At 33.9% G+C, this 18,100-nt stretch carries 12 protein-coding genes and 1 pseudogene; 8 read left to right on the top strand and 5 right to left on the bottom strand.

The genetic code is table 11. The features are described from left to right. Positions 1-233 precede the first annotated feature (233 nt). Positions 234-1,509 (top strand): annotated as a pseudogene (locus IGI82_RS02700) (ISL3 family transposase). A 129-nt stretch (positions 1,510-1,638) separates the two neighbouring features. Here IGI82_RS02700 and IGI82_RS02695 read toward each other — a convergent pair. From IGI82_RS02695 to IGI82_RS02685, 3 genes are read right to left on the bottom strand one after another with little or no spacing between them, the layout of a single operon-like run. Continuing rightward, complete coding sequence (locus tag IGI82_RS02695) at positions 1,639-2,715, bottom strand: hypothetical protein (RefSeq protein WP_375806711.1); 1,077 nt, start codon at positions 2,713-2,715, stop codon at positions 1,639-1,641. 12 nt (positions 2,716-2,727) lie between these two features. Beyond that, entirely contained in the window at positions 2,728-3,942 is a 1,215-nt protein-coding gene (locus IGI82_RS02690; RefSeq protein ID WP_375806712.1) for a hypothetical protein, read from the bottom strand. 19 nt (positions 3,943-3,961) lie between these two features. Next, the gene (locus tag IGI82_RS02685) at positions 3,962-5,146 is read right to left on the bottom strand and encodes a hypothetical protein (RefSeq protein ID WP_375806713.1); all 1,185 of its coding nucleotides are present in this window, start codon (positions 5,144-5,146) and stop codon (positions 3,962-3,964) included. Between the two features lie 243 nt (positions 5,147-5,389). Between IGI82_RS02685 and IGI82_RS02680 the strand changes: the two genes are divergently transcribed. The 7 genes from IGI82_RS02680 (at position 5,390) to IGI82_RS02650 (ending at position 9,733) form a co-directional block, all read left to right on the top strand. Then, positions 5,390-5,710 carry a helix-turn-helix domain-containing protein gene (locus tag IGI82_RS02680; RefSeq protein WP_015508925.1) on the top strand — a complete coding sequence of 107 codons (321 nt, stop codon included), beginning with the start codon at positions 5,390-5,392 and terminating at the stop codon, positions 5,708-5,710. A gap of 414 nt (positions 5,711-6,124) precedes the next feature. Next, entirely contained in the window at positions 6,125-6,565 is a 441-nt protein-coding gene (locus IGI82_RS02675) for a hypothetical protein (protein WP_375806714.1), read from the top strand. Positions 6,566-7,108: 543 nt separating this feature from the next. After that, positions 7,109-7,396: a hypothetical protein gene (locus tag IGI82_RS02670; RefSeq protein WP_096742208.1), complete on the top strand. Its 288-nt coding sequence runs from the start codon at positions 7,109-7,111 to the stop codon at positions 7,394-7,396. A 175-nt stretch (positions 7,397-7,571) separates the two neighbouring features. After that, positions 7,572-7,880, top strand: coding sequence for a hypothetical protein (locus tag IGI82_RS02665; RefSeq protein WP_005227446.1), 309 nt, complete (start codon positions 7,572-7,574; stop codon positions 7,878-7,880). A gap of 121 nt (positions 7,881-8,001) precedes the next feature. Next, positions 8,002-8,511, top strand: coding sequence for a GNAT family N-acetyltransferase (locus tag IGI82_RS02660; protein WP_375806715.1), 510 nt, complete (start codon positions 8,002-8,004; stop codon positions 8,509-8,511). Between the two features lie 139 nt (positions 8,512-8,650). Next, positions 8,651-9,052 carry a VOC family protein gene (locus IGI82_RS02655; protein WP_375806716.1) on the top strand — a complete coding sequence of 134 codons (402 nt, stop codon included), beginning with the start codon at positions 8,651-8,653 and terminating at the stop codon, positions 9,050-9,052. A gap of 495 nt (positions 9,053-9,547) precedes the next feature. Then, positions 9,548-9,733 carry a DUF6440 family protein gene (locus IGI82_RS02650; protein ID WP_060792949.1) on the top strand — a complete coding sequence of 62 codons (186 nt, stop codon included), beginning with the start codon at positions 9,548-9,550 and terminating at the stop codon, positions 9,731-9,733. A 1,328-nt stretch (positions 9,734-11,061) separates the two neighbouring features. Here the strand turns inward: IGI82_RS02650 and IGI82_RS02645 are convergent. Together IGI82_RS02645 and IGI82_RS02640 are read right to left on the bottom strand one after the other, a co-directional pair. Beyond that, entirely contained in the window at positions 11,062-11,931 is an 870-nt protein-coding gene (locus IGI82_RS02645) for an Abi family protein (RefSeq protein WP_128489780.1), read from the bottom strand. A gap of 1,183 nt (positions 11,932-13,114) precedes the next feature. After that, positions 13,115-18,067 (bottom strand): hypothetical protein, encoded by a 4,953-nt coding sequence (locus tag IGI82_RS02640; RefSeq protein WP_438841761.1) that lies wholly within the window; start codon positions 18,065-18,067, stop codon positions 13,115-13,117. Between the last annotated feature and the right edge of the window lie 33 nt (positions 18,068-18,100).

Raw genomic sequence — 18,100 nt, 5'->3', positions numbered from 1 at the left:
TTTTGACGTTTGTAACCAATTACTGATGAATTCAGAAAGCCGTTGTTGCTCCTATTCCATCAAAAAAAAGAAGCAAGAACTTGCGGCGTCCTTGCTTCTTTTTTGTTACAATTCATTATACTTCTTTTTGGTTCTACCAACACTTTTTTTGTAAAAAAAGATAGAAAAAGAGATAGCCTAACTGGTAGAATTTAGTCGTCTAAAACAAAACCAAACCAAGAAAGGATATCTCCATGGATCATTGTACTAGAAAATTGTTATGTTTAACAGATGAAAATTTATTCTTCGAAGAAAAATGGTTAGAGACTATAGAAGAAGAGGGGTTTCGCACCAATCTTATCCATACCAAACTTAGCTATATACCAAGCCATTGCCGTAAATGTGGCATCGAAAATGAAGGACAAATCATCAAGAATGGCTCACACAAAACAAAAGTCCAACTTTTGCCTTATCGAGACATCAAAACAGAATTACGCTTGGTACCGTACGCGCTTTTACTGTAAAGAATGTCAATCGAAATTCAACGCTCAGACAAATTTGGTGGATGAAAACTGCTATCTTTCAAAGGAATTAAAGGTTCAAATTGCCTTGGAACTGGCGAAGAATACAACAAGAAAAGAAATTGCCGATCGCTATTTTGTCTCTGACGTAACCGTTCTGCGTGTCCTGCACACCTGTTTAAAAACGTATCATCCTCGTTTTGGTGAGTTCAAATCGATGAAGTCCTGCAGCGGAAAAATGAGTTTTGTTTTTATGAAGGGACAGACCCAGCAATTAATTGGTGTATTGGAGAATCGACGTCTTGCTTTCTTAAAATCCTATTTCCTTAAATTCACTCGAAAAGCACGAGCGAACGTGAAATACGTCGTGATGGATATGAATGCCCCTTATTTTGAACTTGTAAAGGCGGTCTTCCCAAACGCCAAAATCGTGACGGATCGCTTTCACATTGTCCAAAAAATCACTCGTGCATTATATCAGTTACGAATTAAAACAATGAACAGCTTTCAAAAAACGGAACCGACAAAGTATCGACGATTGAGGTGATTCTGGAAATTATTCCTGAAGCATGCCTATGATCTGGATAGTTCCAATTATCAATATGATTGATCCTTTCGTAGACCAATGACGCAAAAAGCGATCGTCGATGAACTTTTGAGTTATGACGAGCAATTAACAAGGGCTTACGAGACTTGTCAGCTCCTCCTCTATCACTTTAAACACAAAGACAGCCAAAGCTTTTTCGATACGATCAACAGCTTAGATCAACGCCTACCACAATGGTTTTGTAAGAAACTGACGTTTTTAAATAAATACAAATTAGGGATTCAATATGCTTTAAAAACCAGGTATAGTAATGGGGCATTAGAAGGAACAAACAACAAGATAAAAGTGATAAAACGAGTAGCCTACGGCTATCGAAATTTCCACAACTTTCGAGCAAGGATTTATCTCATTCAAGGCTTGATCTTCCAAGTAAAACAAAAACCAGTTAAGCAATCTGCCTAACTGATTATGACTAAATTTTTAGTTGTATCTCTCTACCAACACTAAATGTCGAAGAGCCGTAAAAGTCCGTATCGCTTAAATAAAGAGATACAGACTTTTATTTTTCTATCAAGCTGTAGAATTATATCCCTAATAAAACACGACCGGCAACCTTTTTATCTCACGAAGCAATTCTTTGGTTTGCTGATTGTTTTTTGCCGTCATTGCATTCAAATTTGCCAGCTGATTGTCTGCTTCCATTAGTCGGTCATTGAGCATCAAAAAGCCTTTTTTCATCAGTTCTGAGTTTTCTTGATGGCGCTCCTCTTCTCTTAGAATCTGAAAGGCATGCTCCCAGCTGCTTGCTCGCTGATCTTCCAGAATCTGGTAGATATAGCTTAAGCGTTTTAAAGTATCTAAATCATCTGTTTGCATGGAAGGAGGAAGGACTGGTCTTAATTGATCGTGGGTAGACAATGACTGCGTGATCGGTACCAAGGTCAATTCCTCTAGTTGATCCAGCGCATGATTTCGACATTCATCAATCTCTTGCCGTTTTTCCGCTAAGCCAAATTCTTCCTCTAAGTTTCTTCCTGCCACCCGCTTTTGATCCGCTTCGGCTGCCTCTTCACTCAATTTTACTATTTTCTGCTCAAGGCGCTTTACTTTGGCACCTTCACGCACTTTTATAAAAAGAAAGATTGCAATCACAAGGACAATAAAAGCAACAGCGTAGTTGGACTCCCACCAATTGAAAATCAGCCGAACGAGATCCATGCGAAACCATGCCCCTGCTGTTTCAGGACTTCTATCAAATAGCGCCACTCTTTCACCAAAGCGCCTCATTTCAAAGTCTACCCAGATTTTTATGAGGTAATTGAGTGCGATGAAGATGACGCCAGTGATCCCCGTTACTAGCAGCAATAGCCGTTTGACTGGATATGGCTCCTGTTGCTCTATCTTTTCCATTAGCGCAGTGATTTGGGGCCAGACTTCTCGTTGTGATTTATTTAGCTCTAAAGATGCATATTTTTTGTAGTTCTCCTCAGTTGTCCGAAGAGTACTCTCCGCCTCTGCTAGAATCGCTTGCTTTTTTCTTTCTTTTGCCTTAACGACTTCCTTATAATTTAGGGCATTGCTTAAATACATCGACAAATAATTCACTAGCTCTTTACGATCCATCGTACCAACATCTTTGTTTAAAAATGAAACGCCAAATTCTTCCATCATAGCTCCCCCTTACTTTTCGTTCACTGGACTTTTTTCAGCTAGCATCGTAATAAGAAAAAAGACACTAAAAATAATTGGTGAAAAATAAAAGAGCATCAAACGAATCGGTAGGATCAGCAGCATCTGTCCAACGAGTTTGATCAGCTTGAACATACTTTGGTGGTTATCCTTTTCATAATAGCTCTGATTCACGACTCTTTGCTCTTCTACGGGAACGTCTACTTGGATATCTTGGTAGGTATTCCCAATTCTGACATTTTTTCTTATTGAGCGAACACTATTGAAGGACTTTAGCACGCGACGCTGATTTTTCCGATAAGAAAAAATTTCTTTTTCATTTGAATGCTTGAGCGCTTCAAATGATTCTGCAATCTTTGATGATTCTGTTTTTGATAAAAAGAGAAATAATGGCTTGACCCGACTGAATAGCCCCATCACATAGGGATAAAATAAAAGAGATAAGAAAGTAATGTAGACAAGATTTGTAGTAGTAAAAAGGGGCCTTAAGCTGTCGCCGCTTAGCAGCGCGATTAGTTGACCTACGCTCAAAAGGAACAGGATAATAAACGTTAGACAAAACGATTCATTGACCCAAATGAATCGAGTAAAGCCAACCTTGAGCTTAGCTGGATTCTCTTCTTCTAGCATTCTCTCCTCTAAAAATTCCTCTTCTTCCTTTTCAAACCTCATCGCTGTACGTTGAATCGTCGCCAGTAATCGCTTTTGGAAAAATTGTTCTTGATAAGCTAACTCCCAAAGATAAAGGATAAAAATAGAGACGAGCTGGATAAGCGTAAAAATCAAGTTTCCTAAAAACGGACGGATCACACTCGTCACAAATAGTAAGCCTATACTAACAAGGAAGATCGGTAAGCTTTTTTTTGTTGGCAGATACAACACGAATCCGATGAAGCAAAAACAAGCGATTTGAATGCCTTCTAAAATTGTCCAATACATAGCGCCAGATGGATCCATCACCCAATTCATATGCAAGAACCAATCGACGATCGTATTGATGATCATAAAAAGGCACGCCAACGGTATCAAAAGTTTTGGCTGAAATAAACGGTACACTTTTAATTTTTCATAAGCCAGAGTGAATCCCTTACCAAAAACAAAAAACACAAAGAGCAAAATTGCCCCCACAATCTGCATGAATAAGCCATCATTGCTCTCTGCATAGACGGTGTCTTTTCTTTGTTTCCCCAACCAATAGTTTCTCATCATTTCTCCTCCAATTTCTTTAGTAGCCTGCGTAATCGCCATTCAGCAGTTTGTTTTTTGCTTGAAGACTAAGCTCCTTTACTTGTTCTTCCGAAAGTTCTCCCTCACTCCAGAGATGCCAAAAGTAATCATCGATCCCTGCTTCTAGTTGATAAAAACGTTCTGCGCTATAGCCTGAAGCAGCAATCATTTCCTCCGTGTACACCGCTGTACCGCGATTTGCTGGCATAACATTGATTCCTTTTGCGGTAAAAGAGGCATAGGCATCGAAAAACTTTTGTGGGTGAGCTAAACTGAGCGGATCCTCTTGTTCTGCAACGGGCTCACTAATAGGAGTAACTGGATTGATGCGATCAAAGGTGTATTCTGACACTTGGTCTTCGCCACCGTTTGATAATCTTGTTTCGGTCACAAAAACTTGCTGATCATTGATTGGCTTGACCACTAAAATGGAACGAAACGGCCCGTTATTCACTCCATAGAAGGTAAATGTATCTGTTTCATCAGAATCACCACTTGCCCACGACTGTCCATAATCAAAGAGATCTGGTAAGTTCATTTTTGCAATTTCTAACGCCTCTTCTTCTGTTAGCGCAGCAGCTTTTTTGGCTTCTTCTCGTTCTGCTTCGGCTTTTTCCAGCGCTTGTTGGTTCTTATTTATTTGATCGGTGGCTTTGGTCGTCAGCTCGCGATACTCCCCCTTGGCTTCAATTTCCGTTAATTCCTTTAAAAGATCATTCGCAGCCTGATAATCCTTTTTCTCCGACAATGCAATCCCTTCGTCTAAGCGCTTTTTTGCCTCCGCAATTTCATTCGTTTTTTCTGCCAACTCACTAGTTAACTCGGCTTGTTTTTCCTGAATTGCTGCTAATAGTTCCTCTTGCTCCCCTAATTTTTCCAATGTATTTCCAGCTTTCGTCAGTTCAAAATCAGCTGTCAGTTCTTTGGCTTTAGCCATCAGATCGACTTGTTCTAGGTATTTTGGGACTTGATCCTCCTGTCCTAAATCAGCTAGCTCATTGATTTCTTGGCGTGCTGTTTCATAGTCATCCTTTTTGATAGCCTCATTGATTTTGTTGTACTGTTGCGTTGCCTGAGCCTTCGTTTCTTGCAGGGCTGTTTCTTGCGGCTGATTCCAATAAGCAAAGCCACCAACTGCCGCCAACAAGACAACCACTGTACCAATCACTAGTTTCTTTTTCATTTTCCCTAACTCCTCTTAATAAATTTCTTTTCCTGCCTTTTGCTTGATCGTTTCGGAGAATCCCCTTTCCCAATCCTCCTCTCCAGAAGATGAGTCATCATTTGTTTTTTAAATACTGCTTATTTATTCTTTTACAACCCTATATAATACATATATGTATTATTTTACACACCAAAAATACATTTGTCATCTGATTTTTTCCATCCGTAACCTCTATGATTAATCTATAAGGAGGTGGCTCTTGTGCTGAATGAAATGGTTGCCAGCCAAATTCGTCATTATCGTACCGCCAAAAAGATGACGCTAGCGGACCTCTCTCGTACCTCAGAAATTGATGACACCTACTTAGGGCGAGTGGAACGCAACGAAATCAATATCACCCTCAATACACTTGAGAAAATCATCAAAGGATTACAGATGACACCTGCTCAGTTTTTTGGTTTTTTAGAACTCGAATCCGATAACCCCGAGTTAGTTAAGATTGTTGATTTGATTCAAAAGTCACCCAATAAAGAGAAATTGACCTCCATCGCAAAAGAGATCGTAAAACTTTCTGAGCCGTAAAGAATTGGTCTGCCCACCAATTCTTTTTTTTTGAATAAAAAAAGCCTTAACCCTCGGGGCTAAAGCTATCATACCTGATTGAATTTTAAAAATAAATACCTCACAAGGTGATGAATTAATTTCGTAATCTAATAAAATTTTTTGTTAAATTAATTTTAACCCTTCTGTCAAGTCACGTCAAGATGCTTTTTTCTTCGTGTGTTTTTCGATCAGAATTTCTCTCGAAGAAACCTCCTATACCGCTACTTTGCTAAACACCACAGTCAGCAAAAAAGGTTTGGATATAAAGATATAGCGGTCGGTCTGCCAGAACCTGCCTTACACCTGAATCGTTTCGCCAATCGATAACGACGGGTGCACTGCGCTCCTTGTTATAGTACACTAGTTAAAACAAAGACATTTAGGAGTGATTAAATGACTCAGACAGAAGTAACTTACAAGAACTATTTGGAACAGCCCGAAGCTTTAACCTTTGACGAAATGCAGACGATCCACGAAGCAATTTTGAAAAATGGCACGATCACTGATACAGATTTTCAAGACGCCTGGCAAACTATTTTGCAAGCAGCACTGCGATACACAACGATCCGGGCACAGTGGCATAGTTTTTCACAAGATGAAAAACGAGCGATCGATGCAGAGCGTACCACCCTTCATAACACGATTATCGATCAATTTATCTTTCTCGAACGAGTCTTTCAATTGAATCAATGGGATAGCCAAACATGGACCTCTTTATTATTTTTGCAAGAACACCGAGAAAAGCGCACAAGACAAGACGTCAACCAACACCGCAAACGCATTGGGGATTTTGCCAATTACCTAGTGTTTGCAGCAGCGGTTAATGGTCGGTAGTTAAGAAAATAGGAAAAGCTAGGAATCATCGCATTGAATGATTTCTAGCTTTTTAGTTTGGCTGTTTTGGTATATAAGCTATCTATCTAAGCTTGCTCAAACTTTATAGTTTGGATTGTCCTTTCAAGATTTCTCGTGATCATGCATCAAGTCTTATTCCAATAATTGTTGAAGTGCTTTTCAGCATTATTCTTTTTGAAAAAAGTTCTCATAAAGCCGATTATTTCTTCTCGTGTATATCCATTCGTATCTGTTTCAAGATCCCCTACCTCTGCTAAATGCGAGTTAGGTCAGCAGAGTTTGTTAATGCTAGTCCTTATTGCTAGTCTTTCTCGGTATCGGTTTAAAAATGTTCCCTACCAGTTTCAAAACGATTCATTCCTTATTTTGATAGGATTCGTATTTTTTGTGTCAGGCGTATTCAGAAATTATCGGTAAATAATGCACACTAATATTTTTAGCTTTACATCAAATAAATATTTTATCATTTTAATTCAACTGATTCATTCAATATGCGATAATCATTTACGAAAGGATGATTTGATGAACTATACAGTTACCAACCTAAGACATCTGCGGATCGCTCAAATTTCTTTGTTAACATACTATATTTATTTAGCCTTCCATGACAATATTTTCAAAGCTATTCCATTACTTTTTATCAGTGGTATTTTAGATTCCGTATATCCGCCAGACTATGCAAACCAGTCATTTTGGTTTCCTTATAAAAAGAAAACGATATTTTTAAAAAACAACAATTTATTTTTGGAAGGAGCATTAGAAATCTTAATCATAATTGTTCTTGGTATTTTCCTATCTCTTGTTTTTTAAAGTAAAGGAACAACTTGTGATTGCTGGTTCCCTTTTACCCAACAACTGAATTATGTTTCTATTACTCACTACTTTTTTATCCATGTGTCTATTAAAATGGATTTACCAAATGAATAACGAATCCTTGACTGTTGAGATGACGCTAGTATTTAATCGAAAGGAAAGATGATTTTTTATGAAAAGAATTTGTTTTGTCTTAGTGTTGAGCAACGGATTATCTTACACACCATTAACTCCAGGTGTTCTTTATCAAAGAGACACAAGCCTCAAAGACTATTTTTCACCGTTTTACGATGTTTCAATCAATTATCTGAGAGATAAAGATACTGTTGATTACTTGGTCCTTCCTGAGCCATTCGCTCCTTTTGATAATGAAAATAACCTCCCCATCATAAAAGTTCCTTCTAAATTTTTTCTGACTAAAGATTTTGAAAAAATTAAGGCGTACATTGATGACTACTTTAAAGAAAACGATGCTAAGTAATACTCTCCTCGATCGTTTTACGCCCTTACTGATTGATACCGTTATCAATCAGTTTTTTGTCGGTAATGGACTAATAATCAGATATTTTGTACACTCAACTTAAAAATATAAGGAGATATACATGGATTTCTATTTCAAAGAGTTAAAGTCTAACTCAGAGATTAACCAGTTTTGGGAGAAAAAAAGACAATATGAAGAAAGTGACATTTTCCCCAACCTTCCAGAAAGCGGTGCTGAATTAGATGAAATCGTAGACTGGTTTCGCTCTTCCGAATACTACGAACTAATCATGGATCTTCATAATTCCCCAACAGAGGGAGATTCTCAGCTGGAATTTGTATTCATATACAATAATCAACAAGAATATGTTGGATTTACTACTTACAAAATCTACTACTCAGAAGATTCAAAAGCATTTATTCTCGATTTTTGTATCGATAAACCTTTTAGGAATCAAGGAGTAGGTAGCCGCGTTGTTTCTGAATTAAAGAATTACCTTAAAGCAAAGAACGCTCTATACATCGCTTTAAATGCCTCCAATGAACACAATCAGCGATTTTGGCAAAACCAAGGTTTTATTCCTCAAGACGTTGATGAACACGGCGAAGTAATCTATTTTTTTGTTCTTTAATAGATATAGATTCGTATCATCTATGTTCTAGTTGACTATTTGGCAGATAGCTAACTCAAAATTTTCCGATCCCTACGAAAAAACTGAAAGAAGCGAGTAACTTCTTTGTGATACTATCAATAAAAAGGAGAATTTTTGTATGCTTATCCCAGCTATAAGTTTTCAAGGAAATTGTGAAAATGCAATAAAATTTTATCATGAGGCGTTAGACGCTCAAATTAAGACCATCGTTTATGCGAGTGAAGCTCCGGTAGATTCAGGTTTAGATCCTGAGATGCCTGATGATTTCGTTATGGACTCAGAAATCATCATCGACGGTCAGAGGATCATGATGACAGACGGCAGACTAAATAGACCAGCAAATGATTTTTTCTCCTTTTGTCTTGTGAAAGAATCTGCTGATGAAGTTACTACTATTTTCAATAGCCTCTCGATAGACGGAAAAGTGATTGACCCTCTTGCACCAGTGTTCTGGGCCTCGCTCTATGGTATGGTCGAAGATAAATATGGTATCACATGGATGATCATGACCTCGCATTAGCATACTACCTTTTACTTACTACTCGTTTAGCTATTTTTTTATTTCAATAAATTGGATGTTTGTTTTTTTAGTACCATTTACTTTTGATATTATTTATTTATCGTGGTATTCTTTTTCTAGAGGTGATTCGATGAAAAAGAATAGTACTCGGTTAAGTCTATGGAAAATTTTGTTGATTGCGCTTGCTTTTGTCGCTGGTTCCTTTCTTGCAAAAATGGTCTTTTCTTTATTTTTTGTACACGTCTAATAACTAATTCAGTCTATGATCATTGTTATCAAGGAGGCGTTTTTTATTGAATAAAGTTCCTAAAGTATTCAAATGGGTAGGTATATTCTTGGCAGTCCTCTTTCTCCCTGCTTTCGCTACTTATGGCATAGACAGGAAAAATAAACAGAATATATCGGAAAAAGGGAACTCTTGAGTTGCCTTTTTTACTTAAAAAAGTTTTTGAGTTTGATACCTTTGTTGATACTGAATTTAAAAGGAGTGATTGTATGACCACCAATACAGAGTTTACAGTTGAAAAAGTCTATAAAAAAAGCACCAATGAAATCTTTATTATTACCGACCCTGAGACACAAGTGCAGTATATTCAAACGATAGTTACAGGTGCTAGTGGAAAAAGTGTTGCACTTACACCAAGAATAGAGCCAGATGGAAGTATTCATTATAAAGAGTAAGTGAGATCAACTTTTGTTGATCTTTTTTATCTCCTAGTTGGTATTTTCTTCTGTTAGTACAACGATCAAGCCAATTCATTTGTTTGAGTTCCAGATAAGGTAAGGAAAATAGACATGGTGTGGTTTTGGATACAGTTTTTTCGTGGTGCTCCATATTTCTTTTATCAAATAAAAAAAAAGACAAAAAGGAGCACTCCCGAGAGTACTCCTTTTTCACTGTTTTTGTGGAAAACAGCAATATACTAGTTAGTAAAGTTCTGAAAGCAGTGGTGTATAGGTATTACCCGCAGACTCTTCCATCTAAAATATACGTTTCAGATAGATTAGAGTAGATAAGTATGCCTCATCAATTCAGCATATATGATTATGGCATTCTGATAAGAACGTATATCTTCACCTACATTCACAGACCTTTTCACAGGTCACCGACGCCAGTTTCTCATTTAATGAGGGGTAACTATTCATTTTATGGACGTTTTTTCATGCGTATTAAAGAACACAATATACTTCTTTTCTAAATGGAACTTTTGTTTTTATGTACTTCCTTCGCTTCCTAGCATGTCTTGAATATGGCACTTTATTTTTTTTATAAAAATAGGCAACTATCATTTTCTTTTTTTGTCTTTGCCATAACCAATATTTCTGATATTCTTCTTGTCCACCACCAAGGTCATTTTGAAGTGTGCGTGTCTTGATCTTAATTTTATACTTTCCTCTATATTTCCAGTCAATGAAAATCATAAGTGCTATCGCTATGATAATCAATACGATAAACGAAATGATTATCGGTAAAGTAGGTTTTATGTGCAAGTCATACCATTTTTCTAAACAATCTTTGACCTTATTTATTAAGTCTACAAATTCTATTTTAACCGACTCCTTTTATTTATCATTATACCAAAAAAGCCCATCAAAGTGATGGACTTCTCAAATATCTACATCGACATCTAATGCAGAATTTCTATTCATTTTTGTGCCTACACTGATCCTAAAGATTACCCTCGCATCGTTCACAAAGAGAGTCGTAACTAAACACCCATAAGTATACCAATATCATTGGTGCTGTATGGGTGTGATAGAATTGTCGTAGACCTGTACTGGTCAGCGCAATCTCGCCCTTATCCAAGACATTAGGGAGCGTACAATTTTGGAGCCCCTTTTGTGCTAAAAAACTTTATGGATTTCTTCGTACTTCCTTTACGAACTCTTTACATGCACACTCTATATTCAAAACCAAAAAAGGAGCTGATCCTAAATTTTCAGTCGTATCTTTCTCTACCAACACTAAATGTCGAAGAGCCGGAAAAAGTTCCCTATCCATCGTTTGCTTATACTCCCTCAAGAAGATCTTCCCAATTTTCTGGGAACCCAATAAGAGAAATATCAATATATTCATCATAAATATTAATCAGTGTACGTAGATTTTTGAAAAACAAAGAAAAATATTCCTTATCAAGACATAATTTTTTGCAAATTAATATAGCTGCAAAAAGCCGATCGTTTGTTAAATTTCGTTCTTTCTTTGACCATTTAGCACGAATCGGAATGATTTTATCGTATAGTCTACCGTTATGCGCACAAATATTTCTAACTACCGAAAGGACATAGATCCAGTTCGCTAAGAATTTACTTGAAACTCCATAATTTTGTTTAGCAATATTGTTTTTAAAGTCAGCCATCAAATTACTGTAAAATTTTGATAAGGTCCCAAAATCGGATATTTCCAGTACAACCCATATCGGAAACGTATTCTCATAATTAGATATGTAATGATGCGTATATAGCTCTTTTCGCTTCACTGACTGATCCACAAGCTTTTGAAAAGAGGCTAGCCACATCTGATGATAGGTTTCATTCTCAAAATACTGACTATCGTAATGGGCTACTGGTGACGCTGATAGCGAAAATTCATTACCTATAACTGATCTCAATTCAATTTCAATATGTTCTATAATTTGAAACACTAATAACCTTAGCCTTTCGTCAAAACGATAATTCTCATAAATATGGTTAAAGGTTACCTCGTCTTCAAAGAAGTCTTTCGCTTGATAATATGGTAAACAATATCCTTTAAACCTAAAATACCCTATTTTTTTAATTGCATTTTTCGCAAAAGAATCGTCATCAATCGTTAAATTTCTTGATCGCAGTATTTCGATTTGTTCATCAAGCGTTGTAGCACATCGATTATACGCCATTGTTTTCTCCTATATACAAAAACGTCCCCGCTTGGGACACATTGCTAAGAGGTGTGCGGGGTTCTATTAACTATAATATAACATCATCACCAATAATTGTAAATAAAATTCACTCAAATAATAATATTAATTTAAATATTATTTAAATCATATTTCCCTCAATAAATAAAAAACATTCGTTTAGATTAGTTTAGCAACTGTATGAAATTTTCCATTTTTATGTATTAAATAACAACGAAAACAAACATGCCATATCATTTATAAAATTCCGATAATAACATGAGTAATTTTATCATCACTAAATTCCTTCCTTCTCAATTATTTATTTTAGTACTGCATTCATTCTTGCAGTACTACAATCAATTATTTTTAAAAAGAGGTGTAACGATACGAACATCTGCTTGTTTTCCTCATGCTACTCCCCTCATTTAGCCTGTGCACCTGATAGAAATAACTGTTGTGACTGTCTTGTGATCATAACTATCACTACTTTGTTTGATCTGATGAATGGTTACATCGTAATTCTCTCGTAACCATTCCTGTAACCTATCTTCTAGAAATTACACACTTAATCGCTTTTGAAATTCATTCCTACTGTTAGTACCTTCAAGTTTTTATTCTCATATGCTAGTCCTCTGTTAAGCATCGTTTACTAAGGTTTTAATATCCTAATAACAATTGTAACCATAACTACACTTGCGGTAGCTGTGCCAAAAATTCAATGAATCGTTCAGGCATCAATAAAGCTCAAACAAAACGATCAAGTAACCTGACTTAGAAATTTATTATCATATGATGTCTGAGGAAGCTAAAAACTCAGCTACAAAGTTTGCTAATTTTGTTTGTTCTTAATCGTATCACAGACCTTTTCACTGATATTTTGCACTTTAGAGCAACATAAAAAGCTAGAACCCTTATACATAAAGGTTTCTAGCTTCAAAATAGTTGTTACCCCACAGACCCTTCCAATTACTCTTTTGGGAAGCAATGGAACGGAACAGGCTTTAAATAAAGATTTCATTTAACAAATTTCCATAGACTGACAGTGTATATTATCAGGTAATATCATCGAGAACGTAGCCAATATCGTAGCCAAAACAGCAGGTAGAGAAGTTATTTGTGGATTCAAGTGTTTTTAAAGTTATCGTGATTATTAGCAATCATTTTTCATACCTAACTATTTTTATATGTTAAAAGTTTGTATACTGACATCTAATTTATTTTCTCTAAAATACCTATGATCATTATTGAAATAATGATATACATATTCCTCTCTACTTAACCTAGTTTCTTCAGACACAGCGAGAATATTAATTTCTTTGCTACCGCCTAATCCGTTTATCGAACCCCCTAGTACCACTCCTTTATGCTCCGTAATTATACATCTATCATGGAACGGACTTTCATTTGTACTATCAACATTGGCTACAAAAACATTTATATACGGAGGTTTTTCCAAGCTTATTTTTTCTTTCCAGTAATCGAGAAATTCCGTTTTATAGTTACTACCTTGATCATTATTTCTCAGCTGTTTATCACTAGTTAAAATAAAAAATTCAAGATCTTCATTTTCGAATTCTTCATACAATGAGTAAATAAAATGTAAATCTTCTTTATCAAAATAAGGATCACAAATAATTATTCTTTCAGGATTGTCAATTTTTAGTTTACTAGTTATAAATTTAACAGCTTGAGGTTTCATTCCTGTAAGGATAGAAATACTTTCAGTTTCCTCACTGTAATACTCTTCCATCTGCGCCTCATTATCTTCAGCAATTTGCTTACTCAGAAGAGCAAATCTACAAGCGGTATAAACAGCTTCAAAATATGCACTTTGCTTCCCTTTATATTTTGTATTTACATTTTCTATAAACCAACTATATATTGGAAATGATTTATCTATGGGTAGCCTATTAGCAATTTTTATATAATTTAATAGTTGCTCTGGTTTTCTTGGACGTATACTTCTAGATAGCTGTTGACCATATGATTTCCAGCAAACATTACAAAATTTTAATGCGGAATTATAATCTAACTGAGTAAAATCTTCTGTCCCTTTATCATTAATGACTTTATCATTTAATTCTAGATAAGATAATTGTTTTTTTAATTTTTGTTGCTTTTCTTCGTTACAGTCAGGAATCGAAGATATTATACTTGTTGCAAATTCTGGATCTAATTGATGAGCTAAATCAATTAACCTTTTTTCAATTTTTACATTTTCATCATTTTCTTCAGAATTTCTATCAATTAAATCCAATGCCTTTTTTATATAATATTTTTCTTTGGAATCTCTTTTATTATGAACAGCTTCAGCCATTTCTTCTAGTCTCAGTATTTTTTCAGATGTTGAACCTAATGAATCAATCAATATTTCAGCCCTATCAAGTATTTCATCCCTGAAAGAAGAATACTTAGGTCGCATCTCAGATGCAACAATAGTCATACAAAAAACCTTATCTGAGTTATTCGGAATTCTATCAATTTCATTTAAAAAGTCATTTACTTTATCTTTTGTAAAGCTTTTAAAAGTTAACCAGATATAATACTCAGATAAAATTTTAAAACCACTGTGTTTAATAAAATCGTCTGATTCAAATGAAATGCTCACTACTTCTGATATTTCTTTACATAAATCATGCCGTCTTTCTTGTGTTAACTGTTCTCCCCTATGTTCTCTAACAATATCCAACATTAATTTAATAACAGAATACTTAGTTGAATCATGTTCTATTTTTTTTACTAAAGATAATATTTCTAACATTTCTGTATATGTGCATTCATACTTTGAATTTGATCCAAAATAAAATGGTTCAAAGGATAGTGTTTTTGTTAGAAAATAAATACATATTTCATATAATGTTTCATCTTTCTCATTATCAGACATTATTGAATAATTATTCTCCAAGTAAGATCGAGAATGGATAAACAACGCTGGAGCACATCTCCTTAGCACACTAGATTTATATCGTTCGTCATTATCCGATATACTATCAATTTCATCTGTAATATTCAAAACTAAGTCTTTAATCGGTGTATTAATTTCACTCCTAGTTAATGCAATTAAAAGCTGAGAATATAGCACTGCTTTTTCTCCACTTGATTCTAATGTATAAATCAATTTTCTAATTCTATCAATATATTGATTTATATTAAGAGTATCTCTACTATCTACCCCTTGCAAAGAATGTATTAGAATTCTCAATGAAAAAACTACTGTCCAAAACTCATCTGATTCAAACTGGTTCTGTTTCTTTTTTTCATCTAAAACTTTCGTACTTAGATTAACAGCTAAATCATAATTATTATTTGCTAATATTTTTGTTAACTCATAACCAACAATGTTTTTTCTAGGTAAAATATTAATACTCTCCCAATTTTGAATAATATTGTCTTGTAACTGCGCAACATTTACAAATGGCTTCTCTCTAAAAATATTTAATAACACAGCTAAACATCGAAGTTTCTTTGTAGATTCTCTTATACGATTTATTGAATTTAACAATTTAAAATACGTACTATTTCTGATATCTAAATTTTTATTATCATTCGAATTCAAATAATTTAATGCATTTAAAGTATTTTCTAATCCATCATCATAATAATTAATATCATAACTTATCTTTTCTAATAGATGTAGAATCTTTTCAATAATATCTGATATATTTTCTGTTGTAGATTGATTAATTATTCCATTATTTATCAGCCCTTTAATAATAGATTCATATAGTTTTTCTTTATTTATAATAGTATTCACAGTTTGAACAATTTCAAAACAAAACGAAAAATCTGATATAGCTAATATTTCCAAAGGTTTGGTTAATAATTCTTCCTGATAAGCAAAATTACTAGTTATTTCTTTTAATTCTGTTTGAATTTCGCTATGCAATGTAGCTACAATAGCTAATTCGTCTTCTAAGTAATTTTTATTCAAAAAATCTTTACAAGCAACTAACATATAGCACTTACATTCTAGTTTAGTTGATATATCTTCAATTTTTTCCACATAAGCATATAAATGGTCTAATCTATTCGCAGTTTCAAGTTTATCAAATTTATCTAATAAACTAAGTACATTCAATAATAAACGGATATATAATACATTGGAGCCATTTTCTCTAAAAATTTCATCTCTTGAATCAAATAATTCAACAAACTCTTTAAAAAAATCCTTCTCTAGTTTTAACTGTTCAGATAATTTATAATACACTCCTAAATTTGACTTATACTCACTATGAGAACCAATTATATCGAAAGCATATTCTAATATATTTAATCGATAATTTTTAGCATCATTTTCTTCACACCAATTTGCCAAAAATACTATTCTAGCATCCAAAGATGAAATCTTACTAATCTCATCCAATAAGTATTTTTCTGGTATACTTTTACTGAAATTAAACATTGTTGAAAAAGCATCTTTTAAATCAGGACTCTTCATTTTTTCTTTAACAGACTCTATAAATGCGTTATCACTATCAAGTTTACGTGAATTTAAAGCATCCATTGATAGCGCCAACATTATCTTGTCTAATGAGTTTCCTTCTTTTTCCAAATTAAATGACTTTTCCAATAATTCTATTGACATATCCACATCTACAGTTATTAATTCCGAAGCGATTTCTATTCCTTTTTCTCTTATGTATCTTAAATCAAGGTTTTCATACAAACTCTTTATTTCCGATACTATTTGTAAATCAGGAACTCCTCTATTTTCCTTCTGGTTTCGGGCTATTATTGATAAACCAAGTATTTTATCTTCTAAAATATTTGAATTCCGAGCAAACGATAAGGCTTTATCTTCTTGATTGGTCAACATTAGTGCTTCAATTTCAACTTTTTTATCATTTTTTTTATTAGATCTAACAACTGAATTTGCCAAGGAATACTTAAATATATTTGGTATATTTTCTGCTTGAGTAGAAATTTTCAATCCGCTGTTAACAAGCATTTTTAAAGAACTCAACGAACTAGATTGAACTATACTACTAACCAAATTATGATCATCTAGCATTGAAAATAAATCTTCATAATTCTCTGCTTGTTCAAAATATGTTGCAAGTAACCAATAGTCTTTTTTTATTTCATTATTTAATATATATTGTGCTAAATCATCATAGGTTTCTTTTTTTAAATAATTAACTTTATTTTCGATGCCTTTTATATAACTTTCGTTCCGAATTTTTATAATATTTTCATTTAGAGAAAGAAACATAATACTATCGATTTTTTCTTTTAGGTGTTCCTGCTCTAAATTTAAAATTTCTTCTAAATCAGTAATTTTCACTTCTTTTTTAGAATATATAACATACGCTAAAATTCTAAGTTCATTTTCATCAAAATTACTCTTACTCCATAAATAATTAAATATATCTCCTTTGACATCTGCAATTAATTCTTGAACATCATTTCTAGAATTACTAGTATTTTCAAGAACATACTTTAACTCAGTGATGTCTGATGGTTTTCCTTTAAATGCTGATCTGATATCTTCTATCTCACTTGCTTCTAATTTGTACTCGCTAAATATTTTTTCTACTTCATTTTCAGTCAAGCCAACCATAGAAAAATCTTTTTTCGAGCTTCTATTTTCATAGATCCAATCGTCCAATATGTTATTCTCTTCAGTATTCGATATTATGATTTTGATATTCTTTTTCCCAAGAGGTATCAATTCCATAAGATTTTCAATAAAGAGATTATCTTCAATTGTAGAATGATACAGACCATCTAACACGATATAAACTGTTTGATTTTGTCTTGCAAATTTTGATAATGCTGCTATACTCGTTCCATATTTTATCTTGAGTTTCTGAATAGACTCTGGTAGCTCTACATCATTTTTCTTCCTCATTAAAAATTCAATTTGTTCTATTAAAGACATCAATGCAAGATCGATAGACATTGAATTACTATTAGTTGGAGAAATAAAAAGAGAAATAGCATTAAATTTCTCACAAAATTGTTTTAATAAAACTGTTTTACCCATCCCACTATTTCCAGTCACAAAAACCACATCATTAACTGTTGCCATTTCTTCTAAACTATCGATTAAGTTATCTCTCTTTATTTCACAATATATCTTATCTGGGAAATTATATGAATACATTCTTATATCTACAATTTGACTTTGCATAACAAAACCTCCACCATTCAAAAAATAAATTGG

Origin of the sequence: Enterococcus sp. AZ067, assembly GCF_051715005.1 — a bacterium.
Lineage (GTDB): Bacteria > Bacillota > Bacilli > Lactobacillales > Enterococcaceae > Enterococcus_D > Enterococcus_D casseliflavus.
The sequence above is the reverse complement of the archived record's forward strand: the minus strand, read 5'-3'. Positions and strand labels throughout refer to the sequence as shown.